This is a genomic window from Bradyrhizobium erythrophlei, from assembly GCF_900129505.1.
GTDB classification, from domain to species: Bacteria; Pseudomonadota; Alphaproteobacteria; order Rhizobiales; family Xanthobacteraceae; genus Bradyrhizobium; species Bradyrhizobium erythrophlei_D.
This window is the reverse complement of record NZ_LT670818.1, coordinates 4,340,101-4,364,559: the sequence shown is the minus strand read 5'-3', so window position 1 is coordinate 4,364,559 and position 24,459 is coordinate 4,340,101. Positions and strand designations below refer to the sequence as shown.

The 24,459-nt window shown below is 62.4% G+C and carries 22 protein-coding genes and 1 riboswitch; of the genes, 8 read left to right on the top strand and 14 right to left on the bottom strand.

Annotated features, from left to right (window positions below):
• Positions 1 to 67: 67 nt before the first annotated feature.
• The 10 genes from B5525_RS20240 to B5525_RS20195 all read right to left on the bottom strand — a co-directional run bounded on the left by B5525_RS20240 (position 68) and on the right by B5525_RS20195 (position 7,569).
• Positions 68 to 718 carry an urea amidolyase associated protein UAAP2 gene (locus B5525_RS20240; protein WP_079567573.1) on the bottom strand — a complete coding sequence of 217 codons (651 nt, stop codon included), beginning with the start codon at positions 716 to 718 and terminating at the stop codon, positions 68 to 70.
• Between the two features lie 12 nt (positions 719 to 730).
• Positions 731 to 1,549: an urea amidolyase associated protein UAAP1 gene (locus B5525_RS20235; protein ID WP_079567572.1), complete on the bottom strand. Its 819-nt coding sequence runs from the start codon at positions 1,547 to 1,549 to the stop codon at positions 731 to 733.
• Between the two features lie 52 nt (positions 1,550 to 1,601).
• Positions 1,602 to 2,201: a DUF1989 domain-containing protein gene (locus B5525_RS20230; protein ID WP_079573593.1), complete on the bottom strand. Its 600-nt coding sequence runs from the start codon at positions 2,199 to 2,201 to the stop codon at positions 1,602 to 1,604.
• On the bottom strand, positions 2,201 to 2,605 hold the full coding sequence (locus tag B5525_RS20225) for a RidA family protein (RefSeq protein ID WP_079567571.1): 405 nt from the start codon (positions 2,603 to 2,605) through the stop codon (positions 2,201 to 2,203). Before B5525_RS20225 ends, B5525_RS20230 begins: the two co-directional genes overlap by 1 nt.
• Positions 2,606 to 2,629: 24 nt before the next feature.
• Complete coding sequence (locus B5525_RS20220) at positions 2,630 to 3,415, bottom strand: amino acid ABC transporter ATP-binding protein (RefSeq protein WP_079567570.1); 786 nt, start codon at positions 3,413 to 3,415, stop codon at positions 2,630 to 2,632.
• A gap of 9 nt (positions 3,416 to 3,424) precedes the next feature.
• Positions 3,425 to 4,081 carry an amino acid ABC transporter permease gene (locus B5525_RS20215; protein ID WP_079567569.1) on the bottom strand — a complete coding sequence of 219 codons (657 nt, stop codon included), beginning with the start codon at positions 4,079 to 4,081 and terminating at the stop codon, positions 3,425 to 3,427.
• A complete protein-coding gene (locus B5525_RS20210; protein WP_079567568.1) occupies positions 4,078 to 4,725 on the bottom strand; it encodes an amino acid ABC transporter permease in 648 nt (215 codons plus the stop codon). Before B5525_RS20210 ends, B5525_RS20215 begins: the two co-directional genes overlap by 4 nt.
• A 25-nt stretch (positions 4,726 to 4,750) precedes the next feature.
• A complete protein-coding gene (locus tag B5525_RS20205; RefSeq protein ID WP_079567567.1) occupies positions 4,751 to 5,608 on the bottom strand; it encodes a transporter substrate-binding domain-containing protein in 858 nt (285 codons plus the stop codon).
• A gap of 75 nt (positions 5,609 to 5,683) precedes the next feature.
• Complete coding sequence (locus tag B5525_RS20200) at positions 5,684 to 6,517, bottom strand: nitroreductase family protein (protein WP_079567566.1); 834 nt, start codon at positions 6,515 to 6,517, stop codon at positions 5,684 to 5,686.
• A gap of 172 nt (positions 6,518 to 6,689) precedes the next feature.
• Positions 6,690 to 6,796: riboswitch (guanidine-I (ykkC/yxkD leader) on the bottom strand.
• A 290-nt stretch (positions 6,797 to 7,086) separates the two neighbouring features.
• The gene (locus tag B5525_RS20195) at positions 7,087 to 7,569 is read right to left on the bottom strand and encodes a MarR family winged helix-turn-helix transcriptional regulator (RefSeq protein WP_079567565.1); all 483 of its coding nucleotides are present in this window, start codon (positions 7,567 to 7,569) and stop codon (positions 7,087 to 7,089) included.
• Between the two features lie 154 nt (positions 7,570 to 7,723).
• On the opposite strand from B5525_RS20195, the gene B5525_RS20190 reads away from it, so the two are divergent.
• The 8 genes from B5525_RS20190 (at position 7,724) to B5525_RS20155 (ending at position 18,597) form a co-directional block, all read left to right on the top strand.
• A complete protein-coding gene (locus B5525_RS20190) occupies positions 7,724 to 9,001 on the top strand; it encodes an amidohydrolase/deacetylase family metallohydrolase (RefSeq protein WP_079567564.1) in 1,278 nt (425 codons plus the stop codon).
• Between the two features lie 29 nt (positions 9,002 to 9,030).
• The gene (locus tag B5525_RS20185) at positions 9,031 to 11,418 is read left to right on the top strand and encodes a xanthine dehydrogenase family protein molybdopterin-binding subunit (protein ID WP_079567563.1); all 2,388 of its coding nucleotides are present in this window, start codon (positions 9,031 to 9,033) and stop codon (positions 11,416 to 11,418) included.
• The gene (locus B5525_RS20180) at positions 11,415 to 12,263 is read left to right on the top strand and encodes an FAD binding domain-containing protein (protein ID WP_079567562.1); all 849 of its coding nucleotides are present in this window, start codon (positions 11,415 to 11,417) and stop codon (positions 12,261 to 12,263) included. The genes B5525_RS20185 and B5525_RS20180 overlap by 4 nt, the downstream gene beginning before the upstream one ends.
• Positions 12,254 to 13,456: a xanthine dehydrogenase family Fe-S subunit gene (locus B5525_RS20175; RefSeq protein WP_154073331.1), complete on the top strand. Its 1,203-nt coding sequence runs from the start codon at positions 12,254 to 12,256 to the stop codon at positions 13,454 to 13,456. The genes B5525_RS20180 and B5525_RS20175 overlap by 10 nt, the downstream gene beginning before the upstream one ends.
• Positions 13,457 to 13,526: 70 nt before the next feature.
• On the top strand, positions 13,527 to 14,939 hold the full coding sequence (locus tag B5525_RS20170; RefSeq protein WP_079567560.1) for a cytosine permease: 1,413 nt from the start codon (positions 13,527 to 13,529) through the stop codon (positions 14,937 to 14,939).
• 63 nt (positions 14,940 to 15,002) lie between these two features.
• The gene (locus B5525_RS20165) at positions 15,003 to 15,944 is read left to right on the top strand and encodes an alpha/beta hydrolase (protein WP_244567970.1); all 942 of its coding nucleotides are present in this window, start codon (positions 15,003 to 15,005) and stop codon (positions 15,942 to 15,944) included.
• Positions 15,923 to 17,533 carry an ABC transporter substrate-binding protein gene (locus B5525_RS20160; RefSeq protein ID WP_079567559.1) on the top strand — a complete coding sequence of 537 codons (1,611 nt, stop codon included), beginning with the start codon at positions 15,923 to 15,925 and terminating at the stop codon, positions 17,531 to 17,533. Before B5525_RS20165 ends, B5525_RS20160 begins: the two co-directional genes overlap by 22 nt.
• Before the next feature lie 305 nt (positions 17,534 to 17,838).
• Entirely contained in the window at positions 17,839 to 18,597 is a 759-nt protein-coding gene (locus B5525_RS20155) for an SDR family NAD(P)-dependent oxidoreductase (RefSeq protein ID WP_079567558.1), read from the top strand.
• A gap of 115 nt (positions 18,598 to 18,712) precedes the next feature.
• On the opposite strand, the gene B5525_RS20150 is transcribed toward B5525_RS20155, so the two are convergent.
• From B5525_RS20150 to B5525_RS20135, 4 genes are all read right to left on the bottom strand, one after another.
• A complete protein-coding gene (locus B5525_RS20150) occupies positions 18,713 to 19,684 on the bottom strand; it encodes an ABC transporter permease (RefSeq protein WP_079567557.1) in 972 nt (323 codons plus the stop codon).
• An 11-nt stretch (positions 19,685 to 19,695) separates the two neighbouring features.
• On the bottom strand, positions 19,696 to 21,198 hold the full coding sequence (locus B5525_RS20145) for a sugar ABC transporter ATP-binding protein (protein WP_079573592.1): 1,503 nt from the start codon (positions 21,196 to 21,198) through the stop codon (positions 19,696 to 19,698).
• A gap of 36 nt (positions 21,199 to 21,234) precedes the next feature.
• On the bottom strand, positions 21,235 to 22,188 hold the full coding sequence (locus B5525_RS20140) for a sugar-binding protein (protein ID WP_079567556.1): 954 nt from the start codon (positions 22,186 to 22,188) through the stop codon (positions 21,235 to 21,237).
• Positions 22,189 to 23,087: 899 nt separating this feature from the next.
• Positions 23,088 to 24,437 carry a carbohydrate porin gene (locus tag B5525_RS20135; RefSeq protein WP_079567555.1) on the bottom strand — a complete coding sequence of 450 codons (1,350 nt, stop codon included), beginning with the start codon at positions 24,435 to 24,437 and terminating at the stop codon, positions 23,088 to 23,090.
• Positions 24,438 to 24,459: the final 22 nt, after the last annotated feature.

The following is a 24,459-nucleotide window of genomic DNA, read 5'->3' as shown; positions in this document are numbered from 1 at the left end:
GATACAATATATTGAAGGCAGAACGGATCAAATCTCGCGGAACCCTGGGGCATCCGTTAGTGCTCCCTCACAGCGCAGCCGGATCCCGGATCAAGACGCGGATTGGAGTTGGGTTAAACCCGTTGCAGGGATTATTGACCTGCGGGCAATTGGAAATGACGAACAGCACATCCATCTCCGCGGTGATGTCAACGTAGTTTCCGGGCCCCGAAATGCCGTCGACGACCGTGAAATTCCCCGAGGGGTCGATCGGCACATTCATGAAGAAGTTCAGGTTCGCGACGATATCGCGCTTCGTCAGTCCATGCTTCGACAGTTCCAGAATGAAATTCTCGCGGCAGGCATGCTGATATTTCGTCGGCTCGCCAAAGCGGACCGCGTTGCTCTCGCAGGAGCAACACCCGGCCGATGTGTCGTGCCGTCCGCAGGAATCCGCGGTGATCCTCGCCATCACGCGGCCCTTGTTGGAAACCAGCCGCGTCCCGAGTTCGATGTAGGCCGAGCCCTGAACACGCAGCGTATCCTGGGCGCTGTAACGTTCGGCCGGGTCGTCGCTGCAATACAGCAGCGCATCCACGGCCTGTTGACCCTCGCTGTCGACTATTCGCAACGTTTGTCCGCGCTTTAGAATCCGGGACCAGGGCTGCTCCGCCGGTATGTCCTGCATGTATGCGGCGCCAGCGTTATCGTCGGTCGAAGCGGTTGCGAGGGTGGTCATCCTGATCTCTCCCTAGGCGTAGAGGCGGTCCGTGAACTCGAAGGCCCGGATGATCTCCGGCGATATGGTCCTGCAGAGATCGTCCGGCCCGGCGCGCGGTACACGATGACGGATGAGCGTGACGGACCCGGCGGCCGAAGGACGAGCCGGATCAAGCGGATGAGCGCAGTTCGACAGCACGAGGACGACGTTCATTTCCGCGCGAAGATCGACAAAGTCGCCTGGCCGCTTGCGACCTGCGTTCCAGAGGAAACGTCCCGCTGCATCGACGGAGACGTGCGCAAAGAAGGTGACGCATGGCGGGATGTCGCGCAGGCCAAGTCCCACCTTGGCAGCAGCGGCCAGAAAATTCTCATGCGTGTTGCGCGAAGCGGCCCCGAAGGCGGCGAGCGTCGACGCCGGAGTCGAGCCGCCGACCATGAGGTCATGTGTGCCACAAGTGTCCTCGACAATCGACACGAACACCCGTCCCATGTCCGAAAGGATAACGCGCCCCTTCGAGAGCGCAGCACTCCACTGCACCTTGACGGTGTCCGCGCAATTGATGCGCTCCGACGTGTCTTCCTCACGCCAGCCGATCATCGACACACTGGACCTGCCCGAAGCATCGATGATCCGCAGCGCTTCGCCGCGGCGCAGGCGCACGGTCGTGTACCAGTCCGCGGGAACTGCCGCGCTGCTGATCAAGGCCTCCGGCGCAATCGGCGCTGCATCAAGTGCGGTCGCGTCGGGAAGGCCCTTCGGGGTCGCCTCCTGACCCGCCGCCCGGAGCTCCTCATAGCGACGCCGGTTGGCGTGGGATATCTCACGCTTCGTTTCGGCCGACAGCATGTCTCTGACTCCCTTGTGCCCTGTCATCGTCAACACGGCGCATCATGTGCGCTCACGCGATCGTAAAATGTGCCGCGACCGGCGTCTTCCTCTCGCCGTTGATCGGCAGGATGTCCTGCGGACAGGCGGAGAACGCCATCACCAGATCCATCTCGGCCCGCAGCCGGACGTAGCCTCCGGGCACCGGACGGGGCGGCGCGGCGAAACCGAGGGTGCCGTCGGACGACCAGGGAATGTTCATGAACAGATTGAGCGGGCTCGGCACTTCCGCGGGCACGAGGCCGAGTTCGGCCATCCCGGCAAACAGGTTGTCCGTGCAGTTGTCGTGATGCCCCTCGACGCCGAGAAACGCGTAACGATAGCGATCGCAGGCCGCGATCAAAGTGTCGTGGATTCCGCCCGACGTATCTTCGACGAGTGTCAGGATCGGCCGCCGCTTGTTGGTCCGCAGGACGTCGCCGGGCCTGGGAACCAGATGCAGGCTGTGCGCCCGCGTATGCTCGTTCGACATGAATTCGCTGAGATCCACGCGGTTGAACGCCCAGGTGTCGACGACCTGTTCGCCATGGGTATTGATGACGGTGACGGTTTGCCCCGCCGAAACAAAGGCGGCCTTGCCGCGCCTTGCGGGAATTTCGATGACAGGGTCCATCATGCCGGGCCACACGGTCTGAAAGCGATCATATCGATCTCGACGATCCCGCCCCGGGCGAGCGCCGTCACGCCCACCGTGGTCCGCGCCGGACGCCGGCCGTCGGTGAAGTAGCTCGAGAAGATGTCATTCATCTTGGCGTAATCGCCGTTGAAGTCGGTCAGGAAGATTCGCACGCTGACGGCATTGGTGAGCGCAAGGCCGCACCCCCTGAGCACACGGGAGAGATTATCCATCACCTTGCGCGTCTGGGCCTCGATCCCAGGCGGAAGGGGAAGCGAGTCGTCGTCCGGATCGGTTGCGAGTTGCCCGGTCACAAAAACGAACGGTCCGGCTTCGACCGCATGGCTGTAGGGGGTGACGGGCTTCGGCGCATCGGGCAAGAGGTGAAAGATCGGCTGCATGGCGGGCCTCCGTGATAGTTGTCTTCATCTGCCGCCGGGAGCGGTGTCGCCGGCGTAGCGCTGGAGAAACTGGCGGGCACGCTCGGTCTCGGGACGGGAGAAAAACCGGTCCGGCGATCCCGTCTCGACGGCTCGCCCGCGATCGAGAAACAGCACCCGCGTGGCCGCCTCGCGCGCGAATCCCATTTCGTGGGTGACGATCACCATCGTCATGCCTTCACGGGCAAGATCCCGCATCACCACCAGCACCTCGCCGACAAGTTCCGGATCGAGTGCGCTGGTTGGCTCGTCGAACAGCAGAAGATCCGGTCGCGTCGCGAGTGCCCGTGCGATGCCTACACGCTGCTTCTGTCCGCCCGACAGCCGGGCCGGAAACGCGTCGCGCTTCTCGCTCAGACCGACCTTTGCAAGCAAGGCCAGCGCCTCGTCGCGGACTTCGTCCTTCGGCCGCCTTTGCACCTGAACGGGGGCTTCCATCAGGTTCTGCAACACCGTGAGATGCGGCCACAGCGCGAAATGCTGAAACACCATGCCGATGCGCGTTCTGATCTGCGACAAGTCGCGATCGCCCATGACGATGCCTGCATTATTGACGCCGACCCGCTGCCCATTCAGGTAGATTTGTCCGGCGTCGGGCCGCTCCAGCCAGTTGATACAGCGCAACAATGTCGATTTTCCCGACCCGGAAGGTCCGAGCACGCAGACCGTCTCGCCCTTGTCGACCTCAAAACTGACGTCCGAGAGCACCTCGACATCGCCGAACCGCTTCGAGACGCCGGCCACGTCGAGTACCTTGTCGGGATGCACCATCGCCCGCCCCTATCGCCGCGCGTCGGCGACGCGGCCGATCGAACTGACGCCGGCCTCGATCACCAGGCAAAGCCCCCAATACAGGAATACCGCGGTAATGAAGGCCGCGAACGGAACGTAATGCCGCGACTGGATGGAGCTTGCGGCATGGGTGAGTTCCGGGATCGCGATGATAGTCAGGAAGGCGCTGTCCTTGATGATCTGGATCATCTGGTTGCCGATCACCGGGCCTGCGGACAGCAGCAGCGATGGAAGAATGATGCGGCGAAACAGCCTGATGCCCGAAAAGCCGAAGGCGAACCCCGCCTCGATCGGCTCGCGCGGCTGAACCACCCAGGCACCGCGCAGGATCTCCGCCATATAGGCGGCATTATAGATGATCAGCGCCGCAAGCCCAGAGGTCCAGTTGTCCAGCCTGATACCGAGCGACGGAAAACCGTAGTAGACGATATAGGCGAACAGCAGAAACGGAACGCATCGCATGCCATCGACGAATAGGCGTGCCGCGCCGGAAACTGCCGCCTGTTTCGACATCAGCGCCGGCGTGAGAATCAAACCCAGCAACAGCGCCGCAACGGCCGACACCGTCGACAATATCGCCGTATTGGCGAGCCCGCTCAGCAGCAGCGCGCGTTCACCCCAGACGATGCCGAAATCGTGGATCATGCGGCGACCTCGGCCGCGAGCTGACGACGCTCGATCCAGCGCTGCAACGAGACCAGCGCGAACACGATCGGCGCGTAGAGTGCGACCGCGACCAGGAAAGGCGGCAGCGGCTCGTAGGTCTGGGCGCCGATCCGCACCGCCGCCCGTGTGATGTCGACGACCCCGACGACGGCAAGCACCGGCGTGACCTTGATCAGCAGCGACATCTCGTTGACAAGCCCCGGCAGGCTGACCCGCACGATCTGCGGCAGCACGATCCTGCGAAAGCGCAGCCCGGCGCGCATCCCCACCGACTGGGCCGCCTCATATTGGTCCTTCGGGAAGTTCACCAGCGCCGCCCGCCAGACCTCGCAGTTGAATGCCGACGTATTCATGACCAGGGCCAGAATCGCGGCCGACACCGGACCGATCGGAACACCGATATTCGGCAGCGCAAAAAACAGCAGAAGCAGCAGCGTCACGAGCGGCGTCGCGCGCAGCATGCTGACATATACCGCAACCATCCCCGCCAGTACCGGAACGTTGGCCCAGCGCAGCAGCGCCAGGCCCAATCCGATCGGCAGACCGATCAGGATGCCGATCAGCGACAGTGTCACCGTCACCAGGGCACCCTGAAAGATCGCCAGGACATCGCCAGCGGTCATGACCGACGGTCCGTCTGCCGTGGCGTCAGAACTCGGGCTCGAACTTCACCGGCAGATCGGGGAACGATTCCCCGAACCACTTCTTCTGCAGCTCGGCAAACCTGCCGCTTTCCTTCTCCTTGGCGATGAAGCCATTGAGGAATTCCTTCAGGTCCTGACTGTCCTTGGCGACGGCCCAGGCCGGGAAGGATCTTCCCGAGACCGGCTGTCCGACCTCGAACACGGCGGGCTTCTCGGCGGCGAGTGTCTTGAGATTAATCACGGTGTTGACGACGTAATCGACCCGGCCGAGTGCCAGATCCTGATAGGCCTCGGGATAAGAGGTGTATTCGACCACCTTGCCGAGTTTGCCGCCCTGTTTTTCAAGCATGGTGCCGAGCTCGGGAAGCCGGGCCAGCAGCGCGCTGCCGGCCTGCACGCCCACCGTCTTGCCGTTCAGATCCTTGATCGACGAGATGCTCTTGTCATCCTTGCGCTTGACATAATAGTGCGTGGCATCCGCGATCGGGCTGGTAAAGTCGAGCGACTGCTTGCGTTCCTTGGTGATGATGGCCGCGGTAATGGCGACATCGTATTTTCCGGTGCTGACGCCGGCCAGAATGCCGGTCCATGGCAGGATCTCCTGCTTGATCTCGAACGGCGCGTATTTGCGCAGGTCCTCGATCAACTCGTTGTCGAAACCGGTCGGCTTGCCGTCCTTGACGAATTCGAAGGGACGGAAATCGTCCTCGGTGGCCACGATCAGCCCGCGCTTCTTGATCTCATCCATGCTCGCGGCCCGCGCGCCGCCTCCCCATGCCGGAACGACGAGGCAAGCGGCAAGCAGAGCGAGCAGCAGACGTCGCATGAACGAGTTGTGGGGGACAATCGAAGGCTTGTGCATGATGAGGCGTCCTTTGCTGACGAGTTACAAATCAGAACGGCGGGAAGGAAATCGAGGATGTTGGTCGTGGCCCTTTCAATCGAAACTGAAACCATGTGAACGCAGATAGGGCGGGAAGGCCGCACCTTCGGCCTTGGCCGCCTGCCGCGCCTTGTCTTCCGACCAGCCATAGAACGCCGCCTCGCCGAATTCTGCGTTCGAGCGTTGCTGGTCCTTCGGGATTGCGTGCAGCTCATCTCTTCTTCGATCGTAATCGTCGACCACGGAAGCGAGCTCACTGTCGTCGTACCGGTCGCAATGTGTCGTGGCGACGCGCGGGAGCCGCAGGCTGACGTACCCTTCGGCCTGCGGGTAGCCGAGGCACAGCCCTGCAACGGGAAAGACGAGATCCGGCAGACCGAGAACCGCCGCGACCTTGTCGACCTCGTTGCGGATCACGCTGATGGGACAAACGCCGAGCCCGGCCGATTCCGCGCACAGGATCATGACCTGCATGGCAAGCGCCGCATCGATGCTCGCATTGAAGAAGCCTTCGAGCGTTCCATTCCGGACCGGCTTTCCGCGCATCTCGCCGATGCGCTGCAACCGCCTGGCGTCGCCGAGGAAGACGAAGAACACCGGCGCATTCGCGATCCAGGGCATGCTCGGGAACAATTTTCCGATCGCCGCACGCTTCGCCGTATCGCGTAACCGCAGGATCGAGGCCTGCTGGAAATCCGACTTTGCGGACGCGCTCAGCGCAGCCGCGACCAAGAGGTCAAGCAGGCTTTCGTCCGGCACCCTGTCGCTGTAACGCCGCACTGTCCTGCGCGAGAGAACCCGGCGAATGAACTCATGGTCGTCGGCGCCCTCACCTGAAGGCCCGCCATCGCCGAACCGGCCCGCGATCGCATCCGCGTAAGCCGACATCAGCTCAACCTCCGCCGGCCGGTGGTGAGTTCGGGTTGAGGGTCGAAGGGTGAGCTGGTGGCGGACTGCGCGTTTGGCAGCGAGGTCAAGACAGGCATCGCCAACTCCGCATAAGGTCCGCAACGATGGAATTGGCATTGACCCAAGCGACACCAATTCCTTGGCTACTGAGGTCTCCCGGGATTTTATCCCGCCGTGTCCCGCGCGGATTTCTCCCGCGCAGGCGGCAGCTCTTGGACCAGCCACCCCACCGGATGCGGAACCCTAGCTGCCAACTCATCGGTATTTCTTGAGCAAATGACGTGCCAGACGATCGGCACATGACCGGCGCGGCTTTGTCGCCGTCGCGCCGCGCACGATCCCTCCTCAATCGCGCCGAGGTCGTTGAAAGCGGTCACAAAATCCGCCGAAGCGGTCGCGCCCTGCGGGGCAATACGAAGCGTGCTTCGCAATTAGCAGCGCTCCCGCGCATGAGAACGGATACTGCGTGCAATCTTAGGAGGCATGCTGCACAGATTCTGACCGCTGGAACGCCGGAGGGGTCGTTGCGAGGCCGCCTTGATCGCGGATCAGGATTTGAGTGAACTTGCCGCGACGATTTGCTGCATCAGCGAAACGAAGCGCTTCTGCTCCGATTTGCTCAGGCTCGCCAGCGTATCACGATGGGCCTCCCGCGCCGCGGTTTCCATTCTCGCAAGCAACGCGCCACCCGTTTGCGTCAGCCGGCACACACGTGCGCGACGGTCGTCGCGGCGGACCGCTCGTTCAATAAAATGCCGCGCCTGCAAGCGCTTGAGCGCGCCTGTTGTGGTGGTCCGGTCGAGCGAAACGTCGACGGCAAGGGTGGTCTGGTCGGCGGTTCCACGGACGGCGAGGGCGGACAGCAGGCTATACTGCAGCGGTGTGATCTCGAATTGCGCGCACTTCTCCTGGAACAAGGCGACGTGGATCTGATGCAGCCGCCGGATCAGAAACCCGGGCCGCTGGCCGAGCGGCCATGTTTCGGCGACACCTTTGGGTTTGCTGGGATGTTTGGTCTGCTTCTTCGTCATCTTCCGTCGCTCAGTCGTTGTCGCGAGTCTGCACTAATTTTTAGCACCCCGAGGGCATGAAGCTTGCTCGCCTTGCCAAACGAAAATTACGGAGCATACTTCGTAATTGGTTGACGCGCCCGCAACGGCGATGGATTTAAGTGAGGAGCCGATCATGTCAGTAAGCACCACCTTTGACTTGCTGTTGCGCGGAGGTCGCGTGATCGATCCGGCCTCGGGCATCGACGGCCTGAAGGATGTCGCCATTCGCGGCGGCAAGATCGCCGCGGTCCAGTCCGACATCCTGCCGGCCAGCGCCAGGGAGGTCGTCGACGTCTCGAACAAGATCGTTCTGCCCGGCCTGATCGATACCCATGCGCATGTCTATCAATATGTGACGGGACGCTTCGGCGTAAACGCCGACATGGTGGGCGTCCAATCGGGTGTGACGACGCTCGTCGACCAGGGCGGTCCCTCCTGCATGACATTGCCCGGCTTCCGGCATTTCATCGCCGAAAAAGCCCAGTCGCGCACCTATGCATTTCTCTCGGCCTATCTCGTCGGCGGGCTGGAGGGTCATTACTATCCCAATCTGTATCGCCCTGATTGCGTCGATATCGATGCGACCGTCAAGGCGGCGAATGCCAACCGCGACCTGGTTCGCGGCATCAAGGCGCACGCCGAGATCGGCGGCTTCGCACGGTGGGGCATCCGCGTGATCGAGATGGCCGCCGAGATTGGACGCCGCTCCGACCTGCCGGTCTATGTTCACTTCGGACAGCTGTGGGGCCTGCCCGAAAGCGGAACCAACGGCGAGGACGTCGATACCATTCTCACGCGCGTCATCCCGCTGCTTCGGTCCGGTGATGTGCTGGCGCACCCGTTCACGCGTCATCCCGGCGGCTTCGTCAATCGCGAGGGCGAGGTGCACCCGGTCATCCGGGCTGCGCTCGACCGCGGATTGCGGGTCGATGTCGGCCATGGCAGCCATTTTTCGTACCGCCTCGCGCGCAAGGCGATCGCCGCCGGCATCGTCCCGACCACGCTCGGCGCCGATATCCACGGCTACAACACCCATGTGCCGGCGCCGGCGGGCACCCCCGACGAAGCTGCCGATGACGAAAATCATCCTTTCGCCGGGCAGGCGAAATTCAGTCTGGTGCAGGCCATGAGCTCGATGATGGCGCTGGGGCTTACGCTCGAACAGGTCGTGCCGATGGTCACCTCGCATCCGGCGGAGTTGCTCGGATTGTCCGGCGAGATCGGCACCCTGCGCCCCGGGGTCGATGCCGATATCAGCGTCCTGGTCGAACAGCCCGGCCGTTACATCCTTCGGGACAATGAAAAGACCGAAGTCATTGCCGACAGCCTGTTGCAGCCGGCGTTCTGCCTGCGTGCCGGCACGCGTCACGACGCGACGGCCCCGATCCTTCCACGCGCCGTGGCCGCCTGACGCCATGCGCAAAGCTCGAAGCGGATTCGATGTCCAACCTTGAAGGGAAGGACCGTCCCGAGTCGGCCCCTACCCCCGAGCAAGGGGTCGGGGCGCGGATGCAGCGCAAGGAAGACGATCGTCTGATGCGCGGACGCGGCCAGTTCGTGGCCGACATCCGGCTTGCCGGCCTGCAGGACGTAGCCTTCGTGCGCAGCCCGCTCGCGCACGCCCGGATCAACTCGATTACCGTGCCGGAGCGGTTTCGAAACGCCGTGTTCACAGCCGACGACCTCGTTGGCGTGAAACCGATCCGTGCCGTCTCCGGATTACCCGGATTCAAGATTTCGGAGCAGCCGGTTCTGGCATCGGGCAAGGTACGCCATGTCGGGGAACTGGTCGCCATGTGCGTGGCGCCGACGCGGGCCGAGGCCGAGGATATCGCCGCTTCGGTGACGCTGGATTTCGACGAACTTCCGGCCGTCCACGACATGCTGCAGGCCCGGCAAGCGGGTACGACCCTGGTCCACGAACACTGGGGCGACAATGTTTTCCTCGAAAGCGGCTTCGAAGTCGACATCGCTTCCGCTCTGGATTCGCCGATCAAGGTAACACGCGAAATATCCACCGCCCGGCAATGCATGTCGCCGCTCGAAGGACGCGGCGTGGTCGCGACTTTCGATCACCGCCTCGATCAGCTCACGCTCTATACCGGCGCCCAGATGCCGCACATCGTGCGCAACGGCCTCGCCGACTGCCTGGAGATGGAGCAGGGCAAGATCCGGATCGTATCGCCGGATATTGGCGGCGGCTTCGGCCATAAAGGCATACTGCTGCCCGAAGAGGTCTGTCTCGCCTGGCTCACCATGCGCAAGGGTCATCCGGTGCGCTGGATCGAGGACCGCCGCGAGCATCTGACGGCGAGCGCAAATTGCCGCGAGCATCACTACAAGATCACGGTCTTTGCCGAGCGCGACGGCACGTTGCGGGGGATCGACTGCGAGGCCACGGTGGATTCGGGCGCCTACTCCTCATATCCCTTTTCCGCCTGCCTCGAGGCGGCACAAGTCGCCAGCATCCTGCCGGGCCCCTATCGGATGCCGGCCTATCGCTGCCGGACGTTTTCTGCGGCCACTAACAAGTGCCCGATCCTGCCCTATCGCGGCGTAGCGCGTACCGGCGTCTGCTTTGCGCTCGAGATCATGCTGGACGCGGTGGCGGCGGAAGCCGGTCTCGAGCCGGTCGAGGTTCGACTGCGCAACCTCGTTGCTCCGCACGAGATGCCGTTCGACAACATCACCAACAAGCATTTCGACAGCGGCGATTATCCGGAAGCCATGCGGCGCGCCGCGTCGATGATGAATATTCCGGCGATACGGGAACGTCAACAGCGCGAAGAGCCCGACGGGCGCCTGATCGGCACCGGCGTCTCGATCTATTGCGAACAGGCTGCCCATGGCACGTCGGTTTATGCCGGATGGGGCATTCCGATGGTCCCCGGATATGAACAGGCCAACGCGCGCATGACGCCTGATGGCGGCCTCGAGATCCGGGTCGGCGTGCATTCCCACGGCCAGGGCCTCGAAACGACGCTCGCCCAGGTCGCCCACGAGATTCTCGGCATCGACACGGCAAGGATACGCGTCGTGCACGGCGATACCGCCATCACACCCTACTCGACCGGCACCTGGGGCTCGCGCTCGATGGTGATGGCCGGCGGGGCCGTCGCGACCGCCTGCGCCGAACTCGCCGAACGCGCAAAGCAGATCGGCGCTAAACTGCTGCAGCTTGATCCGGAGTCGGTGGTGCTGCGCGACGGCCGCGTCCGCGGCCCGAACAGCAGCATCGGCCTGGCCGAGATCGCCCACACCTGGTATCGCCGTCCGCAGGATCTGCCCGGCGATGTCGATCCCGGCGGCCTCGAAGTCACCAGCGGCTACAAGCCGCGGCGCGACAGCGGCACGTTCAGCTATGCGACGCATGCCGTCACCGTCGCGGTCGATCCCGATCTCGGTGATGTGGAAATCCTCGATTATGTGATCGTCGAGGATGGCGGCGTGCTGGTCAACCCGATGATCGTCGACGGCCAGATCTTCGGCGGTCTCGCCCAGGGCATCGGCACCGCGCTCTACGAGGAAATGCCGTTCGATGCGGCGGGCCAGCCGCTCGCGACGACGCTTGCCGATTATCTGCTGCCGGGACCGACCGAGGTGCCCGAACCACGGCTCGATCATCTGGAAACGCCCTCGCCTTACACCATGTTCGGCGTCAAGGGCATCGGCGAAGGCGGCGCGATCGCGCCGCCGGCCGCCATCGCCAACGCCGTGAACGATGCATTGCGACCGTTGGGCGTCCAGGTTCTGCATTCGCCGATCTCGCCGCGCCGGCTGGTCGAAGCCATTCTCGCGGCGCGCGAGCGTCAAAGGCCCGCAGCATGAAGGCGGCTGTGTTCGCGTATGAACGTCCTGGCGACCTGGCTGCGGCGCTCGCACTGGTTGGGCAGACCGATCGCGTCGGCAAGATCATTGCCGGCGGCCAGTCGTTGGGCCCGATGCTCAACCTGCGGCTGGTCGAACCCGATCTGATGATCGATATCTCGAGCCTCGATGAACTCAAGCAGGCCTCCCGCATCGGCGACGACCTCGTGCTCGGCGCGTGCGTCACCCACAGCGATATCGAAGACGGACGAATACCGGATGTGACGCAGGGAGCGATGGCGCGGGTCGCCGCCGGCATTGCCTACCGGGCCGTCCGCAATCGCGGCACGATCGGCGGCTCGCTGAGCCACGCCGATCCCGCCGCCGACTGGGTGTCTGCCCTGTCGGCGCTCGGCGCAACGGTTTCGTTGCGCAGCCGATCGAGCGCTCGCCAGCTTCCGGTGGAGCAGTTCATCGTCGGCGCACTCGAATCCTGCCTGCGGCCCGGCGAAATGGTGGAGGCGGTGCGGATACCCGCGATGACGCCGTCGGCCCGATTTGGTTTTTTCAAGGCCTGCCGCAAGACCGGTGAATTCGCCCATGCGATCGGCGCCGTTTTGATCGATCCAGAACTGGCGACGGCGCGCGCCGTGGTCGGTGCGCTCGACGCGGCGCCTGTCGTCCTGACCGGTGCCGATGCGGCATCGCTCTTCGGCGGACGTGTTACCTCGGATTTCGAACACCATTTCGACTCCTGGATCGCCGATGCGATCCTGGTCAAGGCGGGCGTTTCGCACGGCGCCGCCCGCCACATTCACGTGACGGCCTTGCGCCGGGCCATCCATGATGCGGCGGCGTGTCGATGATCAGCTTGACCGTCAATACCCGCAAAGTGAGTGCTGCCGTCGAGCCGCGCACGCACCTCGCGGATTTCTTGCGCGACGGGCTCAATCTCACCGGCACCCACCTCGGCTGCGAACACGGCGTATGCGGCGCCTGCACCCTGTTGCTCGATGATGTACCGGCGCGGTCCTGCATTACCTATGCGGTCGCCTGCGAGGGGGCGCAGGTCACGACCATCGAGGGTCTCGATGATGACGAGATCATGATCGAGCTCCGCACCGCATTTGCGCGCGAACATGCGCTCCAGTGCGGCTACTGCACGCCGGGCATGCTGGTTTCCGCGCGCGATCTCGTGCTGCGACTGCCGACGGCCGACGAGCGCGGCATCCGCGTCGGCATGAGTGGAAACCTCTGCCGCTGCACCGGCTATGTAGGAATCGTTCGGGCGATCCGGTCCGTGATCCAAGCACGGCGCGAGCGCGGCGTAGCGCCGATCGTCGGCGCCGGCCGCAACTGTCTCGGCCCCGCGGGATCGGGCCACGGCCCGGGAAGGCCGACCGGTCAGGTCGCGATACCGGCGGCGAGAACCGAGGCGTCCGGCGCAGGCGATGCGTCAATGCCGATCCGGGATTTCACGCCGGAGACCATTTTTGAGCGGCAATTCGAGATTCAGCATCCACCTCGAAGGGTCTTTGAATTCTTCGGCGATCCGGCGGCCGTCGCAGCCTGCCTGCCCGGCGCGTCGCTGACCGGCACTGCCACGCCCGAGCGCGTCGACGGCGCGATCCTGGTCATGCTCGGACCGATCTCGGCGAAATTCCAGGGCGCGGCGCGCATCGAGCGCGACCCCGCAACATGGTCGGGGCGGATCGTCGGGATTGGCAACGACCGTCGCAGCCGATCGTCGACGCAGGGCGAGATCCGCTATCGCCTCGTACCGCTCGGGCAAGGCGCCACGCAGGTCATATTCTCGATCGACTACAGTCTTCGCGGCATGCTGGCCCAGTTCGCGCGTCCCGGGCTGGTCAGCGACCTCGCCGAGCGAATGACCGCCGACTTCGCGCGCAACCTTGACCACGCATTATCCGGGCTGCCGCCGGACAGTGGCCGCACATCACGCCCGCATTCGCTAAACGCACTCACCCTTCTGGGCGACGTTGTGCGCCGACGTATCCGGCGTCTCCTTCTGCAACTGCGAGGACACCGCAACGACTAAGAAAACGTCACTGGTACGGTTCATGCATATTTTTCGGAGGGAATGACTGTAGCATCGAGAGGGGTACATCATGAGTGATTCCGAACTTCGTGCTGACGTTCATAGCATCGAGCCCATCCCGGACGCCGACCGGGATTCGACTGGACCGCAGCAGATGTGGATCTGGGCGGGCGCGAACATCGCGCCGGTCAACTGGGCGCTGGGCGCGCTTGGCATCATCCTCAAACTGGGTCTTTGGGAGACCATCGCGGTCATCGTGATCGGAAACCTGGTCGGCTGCGCGATCTTTGCCGCCTTCACCGTGATGGGCCACAAGACCGGCGTCAATCAGATGGTTCTGAGCCGCTCGGCATTCGGAGTTCGCGGGGCCTATCTGCCAAGCATCCTGATGTTCCTGATGACGCTGTGCTGGATCGGGGTAAACACCTATTTCCCAGTCAAGATCGCGGTTGCCATTCTCGGCCAGTTCGGCGTTCCCGACACATGGCTGATCGAGATCGTCATCATCACGCTGGTGATGGTGCTGCAGGTGGGCATCGGCGTCTATGGCTTCTATGCCATCCGGACTTTCGAGAAATACACCGTACCCGTAACCATCGCGATCATGGTGCTGATGAGCTTTCTGGCATGGACGCGTCCCGGCGTCGTCAACTGGAGCCTCGCCAGCACGCTGCCGCCCGGCGCTCATCTTGCGATGATAACGTTGCTGATGACTGCGATCGGCGTCGGCTGGGGAATTTCATGGGTCACCTGGGCGTCGGATTATTCGAGGTTCGTGCCCCGCAGCGTCCCCTCGAGCTCCGTGTTCTGGTACAGCTATGTCGGCATGTTCGTCCCCACGGTCTGGCTTGCCATTCTGGGCGCGACCATCGCAAGCACGACCCTGGACACTGATCCGGCGAAGATGGTCAGCGCCGTGTTCGGCGGTCCCGTCAGCATCCTGGTACTGCTGATGGTTCTCCACGGACCAATCGCCACCAACATTCTCAATGTGTATTCGGCGGCGTTGGCCGCGCTCAGCGCGGGACTGAATTTGTCGCGCGTCGCGCTGGCGTCGATCGTCGGCGCTGCCGGCTACGCGGTGACGCTGTACTTCATCTTCGCGCCGTCCTTTGCCAAGGCGTTCGACAACTGGATGATCAGCCTGCTGCTGTGGATGAGCCCATGGGCAGGAGTCGTGCTGGCCGATTTCTTTCTCAAGCGAAAGGGACAGATCGATATCGCGGAACTCTACCGGTCGCCGGAGACCAGCGCCTATGGCGACATCAACTGGAGCGGAATCATCGCATTTCTGGCGGGGTTGATCGCCGGATGGTCGGTGGAAGACGGCCTGGTCGGTGCGCTGCAAGGGCCGGTGTCCACGGGTCTGCTGGCCGGGGCCGATCTGAGCTGGCTGTTTGGGATCGTGGTATCCGGCGCGGTCTATCTCGGCCTCGGCAGTCGCGTGACGTCCGCATCCGTCGTGGCGAGCAAAGCCGGTTGATGTGCCCCGGAATGACACCGAATTGGGGGCCCCCCGACGGGTCCCCCGTTCCCCGGTGCTGACATGGAGTCTTCGCTTCCCGAAGATCCCAGGCATCGCTGGGCATCGCTCGACCAGGCGGCGCGAGACGCCGCCTACGACAACAATGCCGCGGTTGCCGACAGCGCTCGCTGGATCGAGCAGCACAACCGCGACTCGGCCATCTACCGCGGCAGCCACAGTGCGAAGCTCGATCTCGCTTATGCCGACGTCTCCGAACGAACCGCGTTCGATCTTTATCCGTCGCAGAACAACACCGCGCCTTGTCTGATCTTTCTGCATGGCGGGTACTGGCAGCGCAACTCCCGCGAGGTCTTCGCCTGCATGGCCGAAGGCCTCGCCGCCGCTGGATGGTCGGTCGCGATACCCGGTTATTCCCTGGCACCGCAAGCGAGCCTTACGCAGATCGTCGCCGAGATCGGTGTGGCGATCGACTGGCTCGTCGCGCATGGCCAGGAGCACGGAATCGCCGGTCCCCTTGTCATCGCGGGATGGTCCGCGGGAGCGCAGCTAGCCGCGCTCCATCTCGGCCATCCCGGCATCGTCGCGGGCCTTGCCGTCTCCGGAGTTTATGAACTCGCTCCTTTGCGAGAGACCGGCCTCAACAAGGCGCTCAATCTCAACGACAAGGAGATCGAGACCCTGTCGCCGTTGCGTCTTGAGCCGGTGCAAAAGCCCCTGACATTGTCGTTCGGCAGCAACGAACTGCCGGCTCTCGTCCATGATTTCGCTCAAGCTGCACGACAAACGCGCGGCAGCCGGCGCGCCGGGAGCGATCCTGCCGATCGCCGGTGCCGATCACTTCTCGATCCTCTCCGAACTCCAGAGGCCGGATGGTGCGCTGGTCAAGGCCGCGAACGAATTGTTGACCATGGTTTAGCTGACCATTGGGCGAGTCGCGCTGGCCGGCTCACTCCGGAATCAACCAAGAAGGAATATAGGCGATGCACAGAAGGGATTTTCTGAAATCCACCACCATAGCGGGGTTTACCGCACTTCTGGATGTCTCGGACGTTTTTGCGCAGTCTAGGCAGGAGACACTCGTCGTCATCTCGGAAAGCGGTCCGAACAACCTCGACGTCCAGGGCGTCGGCACCAATCGGCCGGGATATGAAGTGGCGTGGAACTGCTACGATCGGCTGGTCGGCTACGGGGTCAAGACGCTGGCTGATAGCTCGCGATCGTATGATCAGAATGCGATCGTGCCCGAGCTGGCGGAACGATGGGAAGTGGACTCCAAGGGCATCACTTTCCACCTGCGCCGCGATGCGGCATTTCATGACGGGACCCCGGTTAGATCCGCCGACGTCAAATGGTCGTTCGACCGGGCGGTGTCGGTCGGTGGATTCCCAACCAGTCAGATGGCGGCGGGGAGCCTGCTCAAGCCCGAGCAGTTTTCCGCGATCGATGACCACACGTTTCGCGTCGATTTCGTCAGGCCGGACGCATTGACGCTTCCGGACATCGCCGTCGTTGTGCCGGCGGTTTACAACTCCGAGCTGGTCAAGAAGAACAGCACCGCCAAGGATCCGTGGGGCCTCGAATTCACCAAGACGAACACGGCGGGTGGAGGTGCGTTCAAGGTCGAAAAATGGACGCCCGGCACCGAGGTCCTCTATCTGCGAAACGACGACTGGAAATCCGGGCCGCTGCCGAAAATGAAACGGGTGATCTGGAGGACTGTGCCTTCGGCCGGAAACCGCAGGGCATTGATCGAGCGCGGCGACGTCGACTTCTCGTTCGATCTGCCGACCAAGGATTTTGCCGAGCTCAAGGCCAAAGGCAGCGTCGCGGTCCAGTCCACCCCAATCTCGAACGGAATGTGGTGCATCGAGCTCAACGTCACCAAGCCACCATTCGACAACATCAGGGCCCGTCAGGCCGTGGCCTACGCCATCCCCTACCAGAAGATCATGGACGCCGTCCTGTTCGGCGAAGCCAGGCCGTTGTTCGGCGCTGCCTCGAATACGCCTGGTGACACAACCTGGCCGAGCCCGACCGCCTACAATACCGATCTGGTGAAGGCAAAGGCGCTGCTCGCCGAAGCCGGGATGGCCGACGGTTTTGAGACCACCATCTCGCTGGATGCGGGTCAGGCCACCCTGAGCGAGCCGATCGCCGTTCTCGTGCAGGAAAGCCTGGCGGCCCTCAACATCAGAACGACGATCGACAAGATCCCAGGTTCAAACTGGCGCGGCGAGATGATGAAGAAGACGATGCCCTTCATGATCAATTTCTTTTCCGGCTGGCTGGATTATCCCGAATATTTCTTCTTCTTCACCTACCACGGCCAAAATGCTGTGTTCAACACGATGAGCTACAAGAACCCGGCGCTCGACCAGTTGATCGACCAGGCCCGTTCGCTCGCTGCCAAGGAAGATCGAACGGCTTACGAAGCAACGATCAAGCAAATGATCACGCTGGGATACGACGAGGCGCCGAGAATTCCGCTGTTCCAGCCCTATCTGAGCGTCGCTTCGCAAAAGAGCATCGGCGGATACGTCTACTGGTTTCACCGCCAGCTCGACTACCGCTCGCTGACAAAATCGGCCTAGTAGAGGCGACGAACCGAAGGGATTTCTTGAAATCCGCCACCATAGCTCCGGGCTACGAGCACCGTCCGTTATCTCGGGGTTGAGGTAGATGAGGCTCTGAATGTGGCCAAGCAGATCGAGCTTTAAACCGTCGACCACCGGCTACACGCCGGTGGTCGCTTGCGCGCCAGCGGCGCCCGTCGCCATCCGAAGGTTGTGGACGCAATTCTGATCTATATACTTCATGATTGGATTGGCTAAGGTCCGGACGCGTCATTCCATCAGGACATGTATAGAGTGGCCCGAACGTCATTCGGGAGGAAGTCATGGCCGCCGTCTATTCGGATCTCGCCGGCAAAGTCGTTCTCGTCACCGGCGGGGCATCGGGCATCGGTGAAGCGATCGTGCGGCGCTTCGCGCAGCAGAAATCCATTGTCGTGTTCTTCGACATCAAGGTCGAGGAGGGAGCTCGCCTTGCGCGCGAGCTCTCGAGTCAAGGTCTTCGCGCGCACTTTCTCAATGTCGACCTCACCGATATTGCCGCGTTGCGCGCTGGCGTCGCTGACGCACGCAAGGCCCACGGTCCGGTCAATGTCCTCGTCAACAACGCTGCCCATGATGAGCGACATTCGACGGAAGAGATGACGCCGGAGTACTGGGACGACCGAATCGCGGTTAATCTCAAGCATCAGTTCTTTGCAGCGCAAGCAGTGTTGCCGGACATGAAGGCGGCGAATGAGGGCGCCATCATCAATTTCGGATCGGTCTCGTGGATGGTAGGACAGGGTGGCATGGCGGCCTACACCGCCAGCAAGTCGGGCGTACTCGGTCTCACCCGCTCACTGGCGCGCGATTATGGCCCGTATAACATTCGCGTCAACGCGATCGCCCCCGGCTGGATCATGACCCAGCGCCAGATCGATAAATGGCTGACGCCAGAGGGCGTGGAAGAGTTGATGCACCGCCAGTGCCTGAAACGCAAGCTCGTCCCGGACGAGATCGCGAAGTTCACGGTGTTCCTTGCGTCCGACGAAGCGTCGGCGTGCACTTCACAGCAATACGTCGTGGATGGCGGCTGGGTGTGAGGACTGCGGCGCGCGGCCTGCTCGCGGACACCTGCTACTCACGCAGCGTAGAAAGGGGTCACTTTCCCTTTTTCCGCTCAAGCGGTGCTGCGGGGACATCTTCCTGCGTCCGCTCTTAGCCCTTCGTCCTTGCGCGGCGGCTGCGCTGCACGAAGTATTGGTCGGCGAGCACACCGATGAGAATCACCGTCCCCATCACGGCAAAGTTCAGCGAGCTCGGAATGCCCAGCAGGTTGACGAGGTTTTGCAGCACCTGGAGCAACACAGTGCCGAGCACGACGCCGATGATCGAACCCTCGCCGCCGCGCAACGAGCAGCCGCCGAGCACGGCGGCGGCGATGGCGTAGAGCTCATAGAAGGAACCGTGCACCGCCGGCGAGATCGAACGCGTGTACATCGCGATCAGAATCGCCGAGAACGCCGTCAGTCCGCCGCAGATGATGTAGGCAGAGATGACGACGCGATTGGCGCGGATGCCGGAATAACGTGCCGCCTCCTCGTTCTTGCCGACCGCATAGAGATAGCGCCCGAACACGGAGCGGTGCAGTACCACCCAGCTGACCGCTGTGACGATGATAAGCGCCACCACGCTGTGCGGCAGTGGAAAGCCCAGCACGTTGGTCCGACCGGCGGTCAGCCATTCCAGCGTCGGAAAGCTCGCGCCAAAACCAAAGCCGGCCGTGGCATCCTCGGTGTAGTAGCGCGCGGCGCCGCGGTAGATCAGCAATCCGCACAGCGTGACCACGAAGGGTTGGATGCGCATCCTGGTGACAAGCGTGCCATGCGCCACGCCGATCGCGAGTCCGCCGGCGATAGTGATGCCGACGGCTGCAACCCAGCCGACGTCGTGATTGACGATCAAGTCGATAAACAACACGCCGAGCAGCGCGATCACCGAGCCGATCGACAGCTCGATTCCACCAATGACGATGACAAAGGCCTCGGCGATGGAGAAGATGCCGAAGAGCCCGACCTGATTGGCGATGTTGGAGAGATTGCCGGCCAATAGAAAACGCGGATTGATGGAGGCGACGACGGCGCCTACTACCAGGATCAAGACGAGCAGACTCAAGTCTTTCTTGCGCAAGCTTCCCCCGCTTAGACTGTATGGCCGACGGCAAGCTGAAGCACATTGTGCTCGCTGAACTGGCTGCGATCAAGAAACCCCGAAACTGCGCCCTCGTGCATGACCGCGATGCGATCACTGACCCCGATGACCTCCTCCATGTCGCTGGAGATCATCAGTATCGCGACGCCCCCGTCAGCGAGGCGCCGCAGCATATCGTAGATCTCCTGTTTGGCCCCGACGTCGATGCCGCGCGTCGGCTCGTCAAAGATCAGCACTTTTGGCCGCATCGAGAGCCATTTGGCGAGGACGACCTTCTGCTGATTGCCTCCGGACAATGAACCCACGGCGGTGCCGACATTGGGCGTACGGATCTTGAGGCGCTCGCATAGCCGGTGCGCGTTCTCAGTCTCGCGCGCGGTGTTCACCAACCAGAAGCGCAGATAGGAGGCGAGGTCCGGCAGCGAGATGTTTTCCGTGATAGAGACGTCGAGCAGCAGACCCGAGCTCTTGCGGTCCTCCGGAATCAGATAAATCCCATGCTCGATCGCCGCGCGCGGTGTGGCAATGCGGATCGGTTCGCCGTCGAGCCTGATCGCGCCGCCGCGGAGCGGATCGACACCGAAGATAGCGCGAGCAAGCTCCGAGCGTCCAGAGCCGACGAGCCCGGCGAGACCGAGTATCTCGCCGCGGCGGATCGACAGGCTCACGGCGCGAGCCGGGTACGTGTCGGTAACGGCCTCGACGATGTCGAGCACGCTGTCGCCGGGAGGGGCTGCGGGCGGTACGTATAACGATTTTAAGTCACGCCCGACCATCAGAAGTATCATCGCAGCCGGCGCAAGTTCGGCGCGGGTGAGAGCGCCGACCACGCGCCCGTCGCGCAATACCACCGCGCGATCGGCACATTGCATCACCTCGTTGAGGCGGTGTGTGATGAAGATTATACTGACACCGTCAGCCTTGAGCCCCGCGATGACCCGCATCAGACGGTCGGTCTCGGTCAGGGTCAGGCTGGAGGTCGGCTCGTCCATGATGACGAGGCGCGCATCGAGCGATAGCGCCTTGATGATCTCGACGAGCTGCCGCTGGGCGAGCGATAAACCGGCGAGCGGCGCATCGGGCTCGAAATCGGCGCCGAGTCGGTCGAGCAGTGGCCGCACCTGGCCATAGAGCCGTTTGCGGTCGATGAGCTTTAGCGGCCCGCCATGCACGGGCTCGCGGCCGATATAGACGTTGCCCGCAACATCGAGATTGTCGAAAAGATTTAGCTCCTGATGGACGAAGGCGATACCCGCCTTGATCGCGGCCGCCACGGTGAGAGACCGCTGCTCCATGGCGTCGATCCGGATGATGCCGCTGCTCGGCTCTTCCACGCCGCCGAGAACACGCATCAGCGTCGACTTGCCGGCGCCGTTCTCGCCGAGCAACGCAATCACCTCGCCACGAGACACGGACAAGTCGACGCGATCGAGGGCGACTACCCCCGGATAAATCTTGCTGATGTCTATCAGTTCGAGGAACCGCTCCGGCATTCGCGCCTGCATCGCGAGCAGCGTCGGCACTCTGAGCTACTTGTGCAGCATCTGCTTCATCTGCCCCATGAAGTCGTCAACGTTCGATTTATCGATCACCTTGCCGGGGACGATGATGACGCCGCTCGCTGGAATTTCCGACTTTTCGCCTTGGAGATAGTTCGCCATCAGCTTCATGCCCTGGTAACCCCACTCGAACGGCTGTTGCACGACGGTGCCGACGATGCTGCCTTCCTTGACGCCGCCGAGCGTGATCGGGTCCTCGTCAAAGCCGATGATCTTGATTTTCTCGAGCTTGCCCGCCTCCTTCAGCACCTCGTAGATGCGCGGCGTGTTATAGGAATAAAAGCCGACGAGGCAGTTCACGTCGGGCATGGCGGCGAGAATGTCTTCCACGTTGCGCTTGGCGCGCGTCTGATCGATCTCGTCGCCGCGAACGTCGACGAGATCGACTTTCGAGCCTTTGATCGTCTCCTTGACGCCTTCGATGCGCTCCCGCGCGTTGTCGGCCCCGGGCAGTCCGACGAAGCCAACGCACTTGCCGCCATTTGGCAATGCCTTCAGCATCAACTTACCGGCTTCCTTGCCGAGATCGGTGTTGGACGAGCCGATGTAGGCAACGCGTTTCGATTGCGGGGCGTCGCTGTCGGTGGTGAACAGCACCGTCTGGGCGGCGACCTTATTGAGTTGTTCGGTCTGATTCTTTGGATCCACGGCGCTGACCATGATTCCCGCGGCGCCCGCCGCCACGAGGTCGTCCATCACCCGTTGCTGCACAGCGGCCGCGGCCTGTTCAGGATATTTGAACTGAAGGTCGTAATTAGGCAGCTCGGCTTGCGCCTTTTTCACTCCGGCCTCGGCGATCTTCCAGAAGTCGGACGCGCCGTTGACGACGAAGGCCAGAACCTTCTTGTCAGCCGCGTCCGCAGACCCGAGACCCAGCGTCATCGCGAACGCAACGGACGCACCCACAACCAAAAGACGCTGCATTACATCCCTCCCCTTTATGTGGTTGGCCATCAATGTGGCCAACTCTTCATATTGAAGAACGCCTCATTTCTGCCGTCGGCGAGGAGAAGGCGCTATCCGTGTTTGCGGAAAAGGCGGCAGCGTCAGCTCGGATCCGCAAGGAAGAAAAAGTGAAGCACGCACTTCAAGCTACCAGAAGCGCTAAGCGCGCGCAACCGCAGGGTGATCTCGCGTGTCCCGCAAGCGCAAATTCGCTGTTTCTTGACCCGTAACATCGTGTTTCGGATCAGCCAGTCTTCCGCACTACTCCTCGAACGGCCCGGAATGCTGCGGAGGATCAGGCAACGGCAAGCAGAACACGCACGACCGATAAGCTTTGTGTAATTTTGTTATCAGTTGGAAGCGCCGCCTCGAGGGCTAAGGTTTCTCTGCGGCGCGCTTATGTTTCCGATCAGTAGCCGAGACGGTGCTGTTCAGTTTGACGGGTTCGACCGAGTTCCGCTTGGCCCCACTTGATGATGTTGGGGGATAATTTTCGTCTACTCGCCAGCGCTCGAACACCGACCGATCGATGGTTTCGTTGATCCGTGTCGTCGTGCCCAGCGTCCCCTTCTCGGGCGGAAGGCCGACGGGCCGGTAGAACCGGCGCGAAACGTAGGGATAGAACCCGCGCGCTCGCCTCGCCTCCGGCGAAATCACGACCTGCTATTGTGCCTGGCGTGGCGGTCCTCTCATGAGTGGAACAACCGAGGCAAAGGTCTCGTACCCCCTTGCAAACGCGTTGAAGGGCCCGAACATTCCAGCGGAGTTCATGCATGTTGCGTGCACTCTAATGGGACTTCTCGGCATGCCCGTATACGGGCATGCACACACCTTTCGCGCCAGAATCGCTCAACGTTTTTGACCTGGACAGGTTACCATCAGAAGTGGACCTCGGTGCGCAGACCAAGAACCACGGCATTGTCGGTCTTCACGCCGGCGCCATTATACCCGCGCCCGCCAGGATTGATCACATACTGTGCGTCGAACTTGAGGTTCAGCCAGCCGGTCGCCTGCCATCCGTACCAGGCTTCGATCGGAACTTCGTTGCCGCCGGCATTGGGGCTGAGGGCGGCCGAATTCACGTGGGTTGTGCCCACCGCGAAGCCAACCTCGTCCTTGGGGCGCCAGGAAAACGTTCCGGTATGCCTGAAGCCGAGGGCGATCTGGTAGTCCTGGTACGAAGTCCGGTGATCGGCGAAGGTCGAATTGAGGAAGGTATACCAACCCTGCGCGTCGGGACCGTCAACGGTCAACCGCTGAAGGATCGACTCATAAATGCCGTAGCGGCCGCGTTGATCCCCGAGATTTTGATCCGGGACGCCACCGATGCCCGGGATGGTGGAGATGATACCCGGAAGGCCACCATCAATGGTCGACGCGCTGTCGTACCAGCCGCCAAGTCTCCAGGTCCCGTTCAAGGGAGCCTTCGGCGTCCAGACCAACTCCACCGGCACCATCACGCCACTGGCGGGGCTTGAGGCGGGGACGCCCGGCAAGAAGTAGGTGCTGGACTCCGAAGTCGTCAGATAATTCGGATTGGCGTCGTAGACGCCGACCGACACCGTGAATTCCGGGGCCAGTTTGTAGTGGACGACACCGGCCCACTGGCTCACCGGCCAGTTATAGATGTACCCGCCCTGGATGTTGCCGGGCTGGCCGCCGCAGAAGGTCAGGTTAATGAACTCGCACAGACCGAAGAAGAAGTCGGAGCCGACGGGAAGACGGCCGCCCTTGAGTTCGAGGCGGTCATCGAAAAGCTTCTGCGAGTAGTAGAGCTGTGTCAGGCGCAGAATATTGCCGCGGCCGAACACTTCGTTGGTCAGCTGCAAGGCGGGAATGTCCGCTTCGGTATTCAGATTTTTGCCGAAGCGGTCGACCAGCGTGAGGCCGACCGTGCCGCCTTGGATGCCGGCAAGCTTCGCCAGATCGAACTTCGCGCCAAACCACAACTGACCGGCGTTGGCTGCGGTGTTCTTGCTTCCACCCGTTACGTTGCCGACGGCTTCGTCACCCAGCGTCAGGCCCAGATCGATGCCCTGCTCCTTCAGCTTCGTCCTGCCGAGATCGCCGAACAGATACGGTCTCGTCCAGAAATCGTCGGCCGTCGCATAAGGAAGAGGAGGAGCTTTCGTTGAAAAATCGGCCGCATGTACTGCACCGCTCAACAGCGATGACAAAGCAATCCCCACACCGCACGCACGTGCGGTGTTCACAAATCTGCGCAACATTTTTCTCTTCCTCCCGCCGTCT

Coding starts and splice junctions, on each gene's coding strand:
- B5525_RS20240 (WP_079567573.1), bottom strand. CDS start 718: ATGACCACCCTCGCAACCGCTTCGACCGACGATAACGCTGGCGCCGCA.
- B5525_RS20235 (WP_079567572.1), bottom strand. CDS start 1,549: ATGCTGTCGGCCGAAACGAAGCGTGAGATATCCCACGCCAACCGGCGT.
- B5525_RS20230 (WP_079573593.1), bottom strand. CDS start 2,201: ATGGACCCTGTCATCGAAATTCCCGCAAGGCGCGGCAAGGCCGCCTTT.
- B5525_RS20225 (WP_079567571.1), bottom strand. CDS start 2,605: ATGCAGCCGATCTTTCACCTCTTGCCCGATGCGCCGAAGCCCGTCACC.
- B5525_RS20220 (WP_079567570.1), bottom strand. CDS start 3,415: ATGGTGCATCCCGACAAGGTACTCGACGTGGCCGGCGTCTCGAAGCGG.
- B5525_RS20215 (WP_079567569.1), bottom strand. CDS start 4,081: ATGATCCACGATTTCGGCATCGTCTGGGGTGAACGCGCGCTGCTGCTG.
- B5525_RS20210 (WP_079567568.1), bottom strand. CDS start 4,725: ATGACCGCTGGCGATGTCCTGGCGATCTTTCAGGGTGCCCTGGTGACG.
- B5525_RS20205 (WP_079567567.1), bottom strand. CDS start 5,608: ATGCACAAGCCTTCGATTGTCCCCCACAACTCGTTCATGCGACGTCTG.
- B5525_RS20200 (WP_079567566.1), bottom strand. CDS start 6,517: ATGTCGGCTTACGCGGATGCGATCGCGGGCCGGTTCGGCGATGGCGGG.
- B5525_RS20195 (WP_079567565.1), bottom strand. CDS start 7,569: ATGACGAAGAAGCAGACCAAACATCCCAGCAAACCCAAAGGTGTCGCC.
- B5525_RS20190 (WP_079567564.1), top strand. CDS start 7,724: ATGTCAGTAAGCACCACCTTTGACTTGCTGTTGCGCGGAGGTCGCGTG.
- B5525_RS20185 (WP_079567563.1), top strand. CDS start 9,031: ATGTCCAACCTTGAAGGGAAGGACCGTCCCGAGTCGGCCCCTACCCCC.
- B5525_RS20180 (WP_079567562.1), top strand. CDS start 11,415: ATGAAGGCGGCTGTGTTCGCGTATGAACGTCCTGGCGACCTGGCTGCG.
- B5525_RS20170 (WP_079567560.1), top strand. CDS start 13,527: ATGAGTGATTCCGAACTTCGTGCTGACGTTCATAGCATCGAGCCCATC.
- B5525_RS20165 (WP_244567970.1), top strand. CDS start 15,003: ATGGAGTCTTCGCTTCCCGAAGATCCCAGGCATCGCTGGGCATCGCTC.
- B5525_RS20160 (WP_079567559.1), top strand. CDS start 15,923: ATGCACAGAAGGGATTTTCTGAAATCCACCACCATAGCGGGGTTTACC.
- B5525_RS20155 (WP_079567558.1), top strand. CDS start 17,839: ATGGCCGCCGTCTATTCGGATCTCGCCGGCAAAGTCGTTCTCGTCACC.
- B5525_RS20145 (WP_079573592.1), bottom strand. CDS start 21,198: ATGCCGGAGCGGTTCCTCGAACTGATAGACATCAGCAAGATTTATCCG.
- B5525_RS20140 (WP_079567556.1), bottom strand. CDS start 22,188: ATGCAGCGTCTTTTGGTTGTGGGTGCGTCCGTTGCGTTCGCGATGACG.
- B5525_RS20135 (WP_079567555.1), bottom strand. CDS start 24,437: ATGTTGCGCAGATTTGTGAACACCGCACGTGCGTGCGGTGTGGGGATT.